A 259-nucleotide genomic window follows, 5' to 3' on the forward strand; every position below is an offset into this window, starting at 1 on the left:
GTTCGAAACACCGCGCGAGGTTCGGGTCTTGGAAAGTTGCTTGTCGCGGCCGTTCTCGGCCATGCGCGCGGGCGCGTGGAGATGGTTCAATTGACTGTCGTGAGCGAGAACGAAGCGGCACGCCGGCTTTACAGCGCCATGGGCTTTGTCGAGTACGGCTATGAACAGCGAGCCCTCAAGCAGGGTGGGCGATATTACGACGAGATTCTGATGGTCAAATTTCTCGACGAGGGGACCGAGGGGTCGGCCCAAGCCATGC

1 protein-coding gene is annotated in these 259 nt (G+C 60.2%); it reads left to right on the plus strand.

Annotation, left to right across the window (positions count from 1 at the left end):
- Window positions 1–259 (plus strand): GNAT family protein (locus QSV46_RS40185; RefSeq protein WP_314964199.1); only part of this gene is annotated, 259 nt, incomplete at both ends.

This window comes from Bradyrhizobium cosmicum (genome assembly GCF_032290525.1).
Lineage (GTDB): Bacteria > Pseudomonadota > Alphaproteobacteria > Rhizobiales > Xanthobacteraceae > Bradyrhizobium > Bradyrhizobium cosmicum_A.